This is a genomic window from Methylobacterium sp. WL19 (assembly GCF_008040005.1).
Classification (GTDB): Bacteria; Pseudomonadota; Alphaproteobacteria; order Rhizobiales; family Beijerinckiaceae; genus Methylobacterium; species Methylobacterium bullatum.
The window spans coordinates 1-9,729 of record NZ_VRVC01000160.1 but is presented as its reverse complement, the minus strand read 5'-3'; the positions used below and the strand labels follow the sequence as shown (position 1 = coordinate 9,729).

At 68.8% G+C, this 9,729-nt stretch carries 8 protein-coding genes and 1 pseudogene; 2 read left to right on the top strand and 7 right to left on the bottom strand.

Annotated features, from left to right (window positions below; all coding sequences use genetic code 11):
• The 3 genes and pseudogenes from FV220_RS22280 to FV220_RS22270 form a co-directional block, all read right to left on the bottom strand.
• Positions 1 to 103, bottom strand: a pseudogene (locus tag FV220_RS22280) (IS5/IS1182 family transposase); the annotation flags it as partial.
• A gap of 86 nt (positions 104 to 189) precedes the next feature.
• The gene (locus FV220_RS22275; RefSeq protein WP_147833260.1) at positions 190 to 2,949 is read right to left on the bottom strand and encodes a molybdopterin-dependent oxidoreductase; all 2,760 of its coding nucleotides are present in this window, start codon (positions 2,947 to 2,949) and stop codon (positions 190 to 192) included.
• Positions 2,946 to 3,773 (bottom strand): FAD binding domain-containing protein, encoded by an 828-nt coding sequence (locus FV220_RS22270; protein WP_147833259.1) that lies wholly within the window; start codon positions 3,771 to 3,773, stop codon positions 2,946 to 2,948. The genes FV220_RS22275 and FV220_RS22270 overlap by 4 nt, the downstream gene beginning before the upstream one ends.
• A gap of 170 nt (positions 3,774 to 3,943) precedes the next feature.
• On the opposite strand from FV220_RS22270, the gene FV220_RS22265 reads away from it, so the two are divergent.
• A complete protein-coding gene (locus FV220_RS22265; RefSeq protein ID WP_147833258.1) occupies positions 3,944 to 4,840 on the top strand; it encodes a hypothetical protein in 897 nt (298 codons plus the stop codon).
• On the opposite strand, the gene FV220_RS22260 is transcribed toward FV220_RS22265, so the two are convergent.
• From FV220_RS22260 to FV220_RS22245, 4 genes are read right to left on the bottom strand one after another with little or no spacing between them, the layout of a single operon-like run.
• Positions 4,837 to 5,685 carry an alpha/beta hydrolase gene (locus FV220_RS22260; RefSeq protein ID WP_210245964.1) on the bottom strand — a complete coding sequence of 283 codons (849 nt, stop codon included), beginning with the start codon at positions 5,683 to 5,685 and terminating at the stop codon, positions 4,837 to 4,839. The two genes, FV220_RS22265 and FV220_RS22260, sit on opposite strands and share 4 nt — an antisense overlap.
• Entirely contained in the window at positions 5,682 to 6,461 is a 780-nt protein-coding gene (locus FV220_RS22255; RefSeq protein ID WP_147833257.1) for an ABC transporter ATP-binding protein, read from the bottom strand. Before FV220_RS22255 ends, FV220_RS22260 begins: the two co-directional genes overlap by 4 nt.
• Positions 6,454 to 7,299 carry an ABC transporter permease gene (locus tag FV220_RS22250; protein ID WP_147833256.1) on the bottom strand — a complete coding sequence of 282 codons (846 nt, stop codon included), beginning with the start codon at positions 7,297 to 7,299 and terminating at the stop codon, positions 6,454 to 6,456. Before FV220_RS22250 ends, FV220_RS22255 begins: the two co-directional genes overlap by 8 nt.
• A complete protein-coding gene (locus FV220_RS22245) occupies positions 7,296 to 8,243 on the bottom strand; it encodes an NrtA/SsuA/CpmA family ABC transporter substrate-binding protein (RefSeq protein ID WP_147833255.1) in 948 nt (315 codons plus the stop codon). The genes FV220_RS22250 and FV220_RS22245 overlap by 4 nt, the downstream gene beginning before the upstream one ends.
• Before the next feature lie 348 nt (positions 8,244 to 8,591).
• Between FV220_RS22245 and FV220_RS22235 the strand changes: the two genes are divergently transcribed.
• On the top strand, positions 8,592 to 9,494 hold the full coding sequence (locus tag FV220_RS22235) for a LysR substrate-binding domain-containing protein (protein ID WP_147833253.1): 903 nt from the start codon (positions 8,592 to 8,594) through the stop codon (positions 9,492 to 9,494).
• Positions 9,495 to 9,729: the final 235 nt, after the last annotated feature.

Below are 9,729 nucleotides of genomic sequence, written 5' to 3'. Positions count from 1 at the left end.
GGTTCTCGATCGGACGACGCCCGCCCTTCGGACGCGGCCGAGGCGGCGGGAGGAGCGGAGCGATCTCATCCCAGAGATCATCGGGGAGAAGCGGTCTGGCCATGCCAAACCAACGCTGAAAGCAACGTTCGGTGCCGTTCTGTTAGGCGCTCTAAGTCACTGACGCGCAATCCCGGCGGCAGGCCTGGATCACACCGACCCGTCCCGATGCCGTGCCGCCTCCATTACCGCGAGGTAGATGCGGTCCGGCGCGAAGGGAGTCGCGGTGAGCCTCGCTCCCGTGGCATCGCGGATGGCGTTGGCGAGCGCTGGCGCGACGGGGTTGAACGGGCTCTCACTCATCGATTTGGCGCCGAGCGGACCGATGCCGTCATAGGTGTCCGCAAACAGGACGCGGGTGCGCGGCACGTCCGCGAAGGCGGGGATATGATAGTTGCGGAAGGTCTGTGTGACGACGCGACCCTCTCCGTCGATCCGCATTGCCTCGTACAGCGCCGCACCGATCGCCTGCACGACACCGCCCTCGACCTGGCCGCGGCACTGCATGGGGTTGAGAACGCGGCCGGCATCGGCGGCATGTACGCTGTCGAGGATGCGCACCTCCCCGCTCGACCGATGGACAGCGACCCGGAACCCCTGAACGTTGAAGGCGACGGAACGCGGCGAGCCATCGGCCTTCGCGGCGCGCTCGATTGGACCGCTCGAAACGAGTTCGGCGAAATCGATCTCGCCGTTGGGAGTCGAGACGCCATCTCGGTGCGGGCGGCATTCGGAGGGCGCCCCCCCTCCCCTCTCGGCGGCGACCTCGCGAAGGGCCTGGCCTAAGGCGAGGGCGGCCTTCAACGTCGCCTGTCCGGCCACCACGATGCCGGTGGATCCATAGGCCCCGGTATCGTGGCCGACGCGGTCGGTATCGCCGTGGCGCAGGGTGATGCGCTCAGGGCTCGTACCGAGCGCCGAGGCAGCAATCTGGGCAAGGACGGTGGTCGTTCCGTTGCCGAACTCGGCGGTGCCGACATCGAGGTGGTAGTGTCCATCGATTTGAAGCGCGATCCGCGCATCGGCGAAATGCCCGCGCGGCGGGATCGTGTCGATCATCGCCATCGCCATGCCCTTGCCGACGAGCCAGTCACCGGACGGAATCTCGGCGGGTCCGAGTTCGTCCATGGCGGATGAGACGAGATCGAGGCACTGGTCGAGCCCGTAGCTTCCGTACTGCACGTCATGGGGTTCGAGGCTGTTCGATACCATCGGGTCGCCCGGGCGCACGACGTTGCGGCGGCGCATCTCGAACGGATCCAGCCCGAGGCCGCGCGCCACTTCGTCCATGGCCGATTCCATCGCGAAGATGGTCTGGCTCAGGCCGTAACCCCGGAAGGCACCGCTCGGCAGGGTGTGCGTGTAGATCGCGTAGCCGTCGACGCGTTTGTTGGGACAGCGATAGACGCCGATCACCTCGTTGCAGCCGTGATGGATGACGCCGCCGGCATGGTTGCCATAGGCGCCGGTGTTGGAGACCACATGCAGTGCGATGGCCGTCAGGGTGCCGTCCTGGCGGGCGCCGATCTTGACCGTCACCCGCATCGGATGGCGGGTGGTGGTGGCGGTGAACTGCTCCTGCCGGGTCATTTCCCACTTCACCGGGCGACCGGTGGCGAGCACCGCCAAGGCCACCAGATCCTCGGTGAGCATCTCCTGCTTGCCGCCGAAGCCGCCGCCGACCCGGCCGCAGAGCACGCGCACGGCATCCCGCTCCAGGCCGAACAGGTTCGCCAGAGCGTCGCGGGTGAGGAACGGTGTCTGCGTGCTGGATCGGATGACGAGGCGTCCGTCCTCGTCGCGCCAGCCGACGGCCCCGTGGGTCTCGAGATGGGCGTGCTGGACCCGCTGGGAATCGTAGGCCGCCTCGTGGACGAGGTCAGCCTCGGCAAACCCCGTCGCGACGTCGCCGACCTCTCCATGCACCTCGGCGGCGAGGTTGGGATGGGAGAGGCGCGGCGGCGCATCCTCGCCGGGCTGGTCGGCGCCGTCATGAACCAAAGGCGAGCCCGGCCGCAGGGCCTCGTCCGGATCGAACACCGCGACGCGGATCTCGTAATCCACGGTCAGCGCCGCGCATCCGGCCTCGGCCGCAGCTTCGCTCGTCGCCACCACCGCCGCCACCCGCTGACCGACGAAGCGCAGGATCGGATCGAGCACCCGCGTATCCGGGGCGTCGTCGAGGGGATTCTCGTGCCGCCCGGTGGAGAACCGTCCGGCGGGAGCATCGTCGTGGGTGAAGACCGCCACCACACCCGGCACGGCCAGAGCTCCCGCCCGGTCGACCCGCAGGATGCGGGCATGGGCATGAGGCGAGCGCAAGACCTTGAGATGAAGCAGGTCCGGTACGGCCAGATCGAAGGTGAAGGCTGTACTGCCCGAGACGATCCGAGGCCCGGCAGGGGCCGGGATGCTGCGCCCGCACGGGTCGCCGCGCCCATCCTCCGGCCGTTCCACGCGCGCTATGCCCGCCACGGCGTCGGCGATGGCGCCGTAGCCGGTACAGCGACACAGATTACCCTTCAGGGCGGTGGCGAGATCGCCGATCTGCCCCTGGTCCAGAGCCGCTGCGGTCATGATCATGCCGGGGGTGCAGAACCCGCACTGGTAACCCTGGGCGCCGAGAAAGGCCGCCTGCATGGGATGAAGTGGCTGCGTGCCCCCCTCCCCCGGCCGACAGGGGCCGCCGAGGCCTTCGATGGTGGTGACGCTGCGCCCCTCGGCACGGAAGGCGGGCAGCAGGCAGCTATGCACCGGCTCCCCGTCGAGATGCACCGTGCAGGCGCCGCAATCCCCCGCATCGCAGCCCTTCTTCACCCCGAACCAGCCGAGCTCGCGCAGCATCGTGCGCAGGCATTGGCCCGGACGTGGGGACACATCCTGCTCGTGTCCGTTGACGTGCAGGATCATGCGCGGCCCTCGTTCTCGAACGCGCGCCGGATCTCTTCGGCGAGGGTGAAGGTCATGTGCCTGCGCCAATCCGGCGTGCCGTGAACGTCGTCATGATACAGGGCCACCGGAACCGCCTCGGTGATCGAGATGGCCAGGACCGCCGCATCGGGGAGCGTCGGGAACATCAGGCGCAGCGGGCGGCGCGTGGAGGCCGTGATCGTGAGCGCGAAGGCGCCGTTGGAATCCAGGGTGCCGATCAGCAGGGCGCCGGAGCGTCCGTTGGGGCTCAGGGAAACCTGGCGGAAGGTGGTCCGGCGCTTCAGCGCGGCCAGGGGAAGATCGATGCGCCGCAGGATTTCGCCGGGTGCCAGCGACGTGCATTGCGATCCGAGGACGAGATCGGTGATGGCGACCTCGCGCTCGGCTCCCTCCGGTGTCCAGACCAGGCAGGTTCCCTCCAGGGCGGTGGCGAGCGCGATCATCGGCGCGGCCGGCAGGGCGAGGCAGACGTTGCCGCCGACGGTGGCCATATTCCAGATCTTGAAGGATCCGAGCAGCGCCCGGCAGCATTGCGCGAAGAGGGGAGCGGCGCTCCACGATGCGGGCAGATCGAGCCGGAACAGCTCGGCGATGGTACAGGTCGCGGCGAGCGAAAGGCCCCGTTCGCTCACCTCATGAGCCTGCCAGCCGAGGCTCGAGAGATCGACGAGGCGGCGCAGGCGCGGCTGAGGCTCGGAGAACAGCCACGTCCCTCCGGCCAGCCAGGCATCGCCGTCCCGCCACCCGGAGAGGTCGGAGCGGTTCCGCGGCACGGCGACGGAGCCGATCGAGTTCAGGTCCATCGTTGGAATCCAGGGTCGAGCACGCGGCGAGATTGCCCGGTCGAGAGGGTGATGGGAAGCTCGCGGGCGAAGCGAGGGCACCCGTGCTTGGGGCAAAGTCAGAGGAGCAAAATCAGTGCCGCCCGGAATCGCATCTCGCGCGCTTCGGTCCGCCCCGCTAAGCTGCGGCGATGGAGCATGAAGCCGTCGCGAGTCTTCTGGCGAGCGCCCTCGGCGACCCGTTGACGACATGGAGCCTCGGCAGTTTCGGCGCCGTCGCGAGCTTTCTCCGCGAGCCGGAGGAGGTGGCGATGCCCTTGGCCGATGCCCGGATGGGTTTCGTCACGGCGCGGGGGGCCATCGCCCTAGACCCCGCCGCCCTGGTTCGTCCCGTGGCCTATGAGACCGGGTTCGCCTTCGGCTGGAACCATGCCCTGGCCCTGTGCCTGCCGCGCGATGCCTGCGCCATGGGACGACGGTCCGTCGTCACCGAACTCGGGCCGGATCGCGAGGCCGCCGGGATCGCGCATCGCGACCATATCCTGTTCGATCTGGGCCTGAACCTGCTGGCCGTGGATGTCTGCATCCGGACCGGCGACCCCGCCCTCATCGATCTCCTCCGCAGCCGAGCCGGGCGGGAAATCTTCAATCCCGACAATACGATCGCGGCGCAGCTCGTCGCGGCCGGCCCTCATCGCGTCTTCGTCACCCGGATCGGGCGGATCGAGGTGTTCACTCCGATCCGGGCCGATCCCAACTCCGGCTCTGTCGGTCCGCGGACGCACATCCTGCCGCACATCCTGCGTCTGGGACGGACCCACCCCGCCACGGCGCCGATCCCCTCCGGCTGGGTACCCTGCGGTGCAATTCATCCACCGCACCCGTGCAGGGATGGTGCGGGTAGAAGAATTTCCTTTCAGCGCGCGCGTCACGAGGCTTTCCAGGCGCTGCTCGCGCGCTGGGGCGACCCGGACCTGGTCGCGGCGAAGCACGCAGCGATCCGTGGGGAGGCCGTGGTCGGACGGTTCGCCAGGAGCGCGCGGCGGGCGGCCGAGGCACAGGAAGCGTGCCTGCGCGGCGAGGTCTAGGGGCTCGTCCCGGCGAGCTTCACGGCGAGGGCGGTCAGTGCGCCGTCGGGGCGGATCAACTCGTCGAGGATCGAGAAATGGTCGTGGCCGGGCAGTTCGGCGACGATCGAGGCGTTGCCGGCGCACCGCCACGCGTCGTCGTAATCAGCGGAATGCCGCCGCAATTCGGGCAATTCGTTCGATCCGCACACGATGGCGAGGGGCTTATCCGACCGCGTCACCTGCCGGATCGGCGAGAGGGCCTCGATTTCGGCTTGCGTCAGGTGCAGGCGGTCGTCGAGTTCGGTGTGCCGGATCGGCTCCAGATCGAACACGCCGCTGATGGCCAGGCCCGCATCGACCTCGGGCCACGCCATGGCGAGGGCCGCGAGATGCCCGCCGGCCGACCAGCCGGAGACGACGAGGCGACGGCGCCCCCTCCCCTCCTCCAGACCGCGCAGGAACACCAGCGCCGCCCGGATCTCGGCGGCGATCTCGGTGAGGCTGGCCTCCGGTGCCAGGGTATATCCCACCAATCCCACATCGAGACCGTGATGCAACGGTCCTTCGGCCATGCAGGCGAAATCCTGGCGCGTATTCCTGATCCAATAGCCGCCATGGATGAAGACGAGGAGCGGCGCATCCTCCGCGCCGCTCCGGAACAGGTCGATCCGGTTTCGCTCGGCCGGCCCATAGGGGAGGTCGAGCTCGCGGGGGTGGAGCGCGCGAAACGCGGCGCTCCGGGTCCGCCAGCCGGACAGTCGGGCGGCGCTGTCGGCGACGGCGCCGGTATTGTCGTAGGCGCGGGTCAGGGTCTCGCGGTCCATCCGGCGCCAGTCGCCGGAGGGCGGCGTCGGTCCGCTCATGCGGCCACGGGGGCGTGGTGGCTGTGGAGCTGGGCCGACAGCATCCGGCGCACATCGTTGAAGGCCGGGCTCGACACGTCCCGGCGGCGGGCGAGGTCGATGGTGTGGATCGCGTCGATCCGGCCGGGGCTCGGGGACATGACCACGACCCGGTCGGCGAGGAAGATCGCCTCCTCGATGGCGTGGGTCACGAACAGCACCGTCAACCCGGTGCGGCTCCACAGGTCGAGGAGTTCGTCCTGCAGCCGCTCGCGGGTCATGGCGTCGAGCGCCCCGAACGGCTCGTCCATGAGGACGATTTCGGCGTCGTTCGCCAGAACCCGCGCGATGGCGACCCGCTGCTTCATGCCGCCGGAGAGCTGGTGCGGATGGGCGTCGGCGAAGCGCTGCAGCCCGACGAGGGCGAGATAGCGCTCCACCGTGTCGCGGATTTCCGCCGCCGGCCGACCGCGCGATTTCGGGCCGAAGCCGATATTGTCCCGCACGGTGAGCCAGGGGAACAGGCCATAATCCTGAAACACCATGCCCCGGCTCGGGCCGGGGCCTTCGATGGGCTTGCCCCACATCAGCGCCTCGCCGGCGGTCGCCGTCTCGAAACCGGCCACGATGCGCAGCAGGGTGGACTTGCCGCATCCCGAAGCGCCGAGCAGGCAGATGAACTCGCCCTTGGCCACGGTGAGGTTGGCCCCGCTGAGCGCCTGGACCGCGCGGCCCTGGACGGCGAAGGATTTCGACACGCCGCGAATGTCGAGGATCGGCACGGTGGGCTCAGCCATGGGAGGGGCTCCAGGCAAGAAGGCGCTGGCCGACCAGCATCACGGCCCGGTCGCAGACGAAGCCGGCGACGCCGATGACGATCATTCCGCAGATGACGATGTCGGTGCGCGAGAGTTGCCGCGCCTCCATGATGATGGCGCCCAGGCCGGTGGGAACGCCGGTCATCTCGCCGACGACGATCACCACCCAGGCGAAGCCGAGGCCGAGGCGCAACCCCGTGACAATCGACGGCAGGGCCGCCGGCAGCACCACGCGGGCGAACTGCGCCGACCCCCGGCAACCGAGCATGGCGGCGGCCTCGAACAGGCGCGGCTCCACCGAGCGGACCCCGAAGATGGTGTTGACCAGGATCGGGTAGAATGCGCCGAGGAAGACGAGGAAATAGGCCGAGCGCGGGCCGAGGCCGAACAGGATCATCGCCAGCGGAAGCCAGGCGGTCACCGGCACCGGGCGCAGGATCTGCAGGGTCGGGTCGAGGAGCTGACGCATGAGCGGCACCCGGCCGATGAGCAGGCCGAGGGGCACCGCCGCCAGGGCCGCGAGACCGAACCCGCCGAAGACGCGGGTGAGCGAGGCGACGAGATGCGTGAGAAGCGTGCCGCTGAAGGCGTCGCCTTCCGGTCCGCCGATGGCGAGATCCACCATCGCCGTCCAGACTTCCGCGGGCGGCGGGATCAGGCTGTAGGGCTTGCCCACCGTGAGCAGATGCCAGGCGATGCCCATCGCCACCGGCAGGGCGAGGGCGAGGAGGGGCTGACGCAGGCGCGCGAGGCTCGGCAACGCGCGGCGCGGCGCCTGCTCCGCCACCACAGGGGCGGAAACGGCCGGCGCGCTCACGAATCCCTCATCGCATCGACGAAGCGGGTGTCGATGAAAGTGGAGAAGTCGGGCAGGCGCTTGATCTGCCGGGCCGCGAGCATGTGCTCGGAATAGGCCTTGGCCTGTTTGACTTCAGTCTCTCCGAGCTTCCACTTGAACTCGACGTTCGGCACGGAGAGCTCGATCGCCTCCCGCTTCTGGCCGAGCTTCTGCACCGCCATCGCCACGGTGGCGTCGCGGTTGGCTTGCGCGAAATCCGAGCCCTTGCGGTGGATCTCCAGCATGGTCTTCACCACGTCGGGCCGCTCGGCGAGCGTGTCGCGATGGGCGCCGAACACCATGTTCAGGGAGCCCATCTCGGTGCCGTAGGGATACTCGACGAGTGTACCGATTCCCGTGGAGAGGCTGACGCCGGGGGCGGGTTCGGCGCCGACATAGGCGTCGACGTCGCCCCGCGCGAGGGCGATGTGCATCTCGCTGAAGGAGATGCGCACCGGCGTGATGTCCTTCACGCTCACACCCTCCATCCGCATCCGCTCCAGGGCGAAGACCTCCTGGGTCGAGCCGGGCCAGATCGCCACGCGCTTGCCCTTGAGGTCGGCGACCTTCTCGATGCCCGACCCTGTCTTGGCGATGATGGCCATGCCGCGATTGCAGGTGGAGGCGATGACCACGATGGGCTCGCCGGCCGCCGCCCCGAGGGTGCCGGCGGCGATGCCGAACGTCCCGAAATCCACCGATCTCGTCACCACCGCGTTCTTGCACTCGGTGGGGCTCTCGAACGGGATCACCTCCACGGTGACGCCGGGCGGCGCGAACTGGGCGTAGAAATACGGTGCGATGGAATGGATCAGCTTCAGCGATCCCATTCGGATCACGGTGGGCGTCTCGGCGCGTAGCACCGACGGTGCGGCGACGAGGCCGGCGCCGAGGCCGGCGAGGAAGGTGCGACGACGAATCATCTGAGCCGGCTCCGACATGATGTGAACCCGGACAGGGTATGTCGGGAGGCTGTTGCAAACGAGTGCTGGTTATCGACTATGGTGTTGCGAAAATCGCAATACGCGGAGTAGTTGGTGACCGTGTCTTAGTGATCGTCCGCCGCGAGCATGTTTGAGTAGTTTATCCAAGGCCTGAACCTCATCCTGAGGTGCCGCGGAGCGGCCTCGAAGGAGCCCTCCAGGGATCGCTGCGGCATCTGGAGGCCTCCTTCGAGGCCCGCTGACGCGGGCACCTCAGGATGAGGTGGTCTGATGGGACCATCGACTTGAGCGCGAGTCGCGGCTGAGAACCCTGATCGAACAGGCGCCATGAAGCATCTGCGGACCCTCACCTACGTCTCCGAGGTGGCCCGGCGCGGCTCGATCCGCCGGGCGGCGGAGGCCCTGAACATCGCCCCCTCGGCGCTCACGCGGCAGATCCAGGATCTCGAATACGAGCTCGGCACGCCGATCTTCGAGCGGCTGGCGCAGGGCATGCGGCTCAACGCGGCCGGCGAGTTGCTGGTGCGCCATATCCGGGATCAGGTCGCGGACATGGAGCGCGTCCGCTCGCAGATCGCCGACCTGTCCGGCGTGCGGCGCGGCCATGTGGCGCTCGCCTGCAGCCAGGCCTTCGTGAACCAGATCGTGCCGGACGAGGTCAGGGCCTACCGGGCGCGGTATCCTCTCGTCTCGTTCACGGTCCAGGTGCGCGACCATGCCCAGGCGGTGGCGGCCCTCGTCTCCTTCGAGGCCGATCTCGCCCTGGTGCTGCAGCCGCCGCCCTCGGCGGATCTCCACGCCCTGTTCACCTGCCGGCAGACGCTCTGCGTCGTCATGCGGGCCTCGCACCCCCTGGCCGAAGAGGAAGGGCCGGTGCGGCTGCGCGAGTGCCTGACCCATCCCCTCGCCCTGCCCGACCGGTCGCTGGCGATCCGCCATCATCTCGACGATGCGCTGGCGCGCCGGGGAACGCCGTTTCGCCCGGCCGTCGAATCGAGCTCGCTGGAATTCCTGCGCAACCTCGCCCTGCGCGAGGATGTGGTGAGCCTGCAGGTGCCGAGCGGCATCCCCAACGACCAGCGCCTCGTCAGCCGGCCCATCGACGAGCGCGACCTCTCCCCCATGACCCTGATTCTCGGCCAGCTGCGCGGGCGGATGCTCCCCGTGGCCGCCGCGAAATTCGCCGACGGCCTCGCCGCGAGCCTCAACGACCGCTACGGCGCGGCCTGACTTGTTCAGGCGGCATTCCGGTTCGGTCGATACACTCTTCTGATCTTCGCTACGGAGGTCCCGCCCAGTCCCCCCTCATCCCTACGGCACTCACCCATCTGCTGTTTCAAGCTGACCGCGTCCCTCTCCCTCTTGTAGGGAGAGGTTAGGAGTGGGGGTGGTTCCGCCAGCCTCTGCCCCCTGAGGGTCGCCCAACCACCCCCACCTCCAACTCCTCCCCACAAGGGGGAGGAGG

Bases quoted from the DNA above. Each gene is read 5' to 3' on its own strand.
- FV220_RS22275 (WP_147833260.1), bottom strand. From the start codon at position 2,949: ATGATCCTGCACGTCAACGGACACGAGCAGGATGTGTCCCCACGTCCG.
- FV220_RS22270 (WP_147833259.1), bottom strand. From the start codon at position 3,773: ATGGACCTGAACTCGATCGGCTCCGTCGCCGTGCCGCGGAACCGCTCC.
- FV220_RS22265 (WP_147833258.1), top strand. From the start codon at position 3,944: ATGGAGCATGAAGCCGTCGCGAGTCTTCTGGCGAGCGCCCTCGGCGAC.
- FV220_RS22260 (WP_210245964.1), bottom strand. From the start codon at position 5,685: ATGAGCGGACCGACGCCGCCCTCCGGCGACTGGCGCCGGATGGACCGC.
- FV220_RS22255 (WP_147833257.1), bottom strand. From the start codon at position 6,461: ATGGCTGAGCCCACCGTGCCGATCCTCGACATTCGCGGCGTGTCGAAA.
- FV220_RS22245 (WP_147833255.1), bottom strand. From the start codon at position 8,243: ATGATTCGTCGTCGCACCTTCCTCGCCGGCCTCGGCGCCGGCCTCGTC.
- FV220_RS22235 (WP_147833253.1), top strand. From the start codon at position 8,592: ATGAAGCATCTGCGGACCCTCACCTACGTCTCCGAGGTGGCCCGGCGC.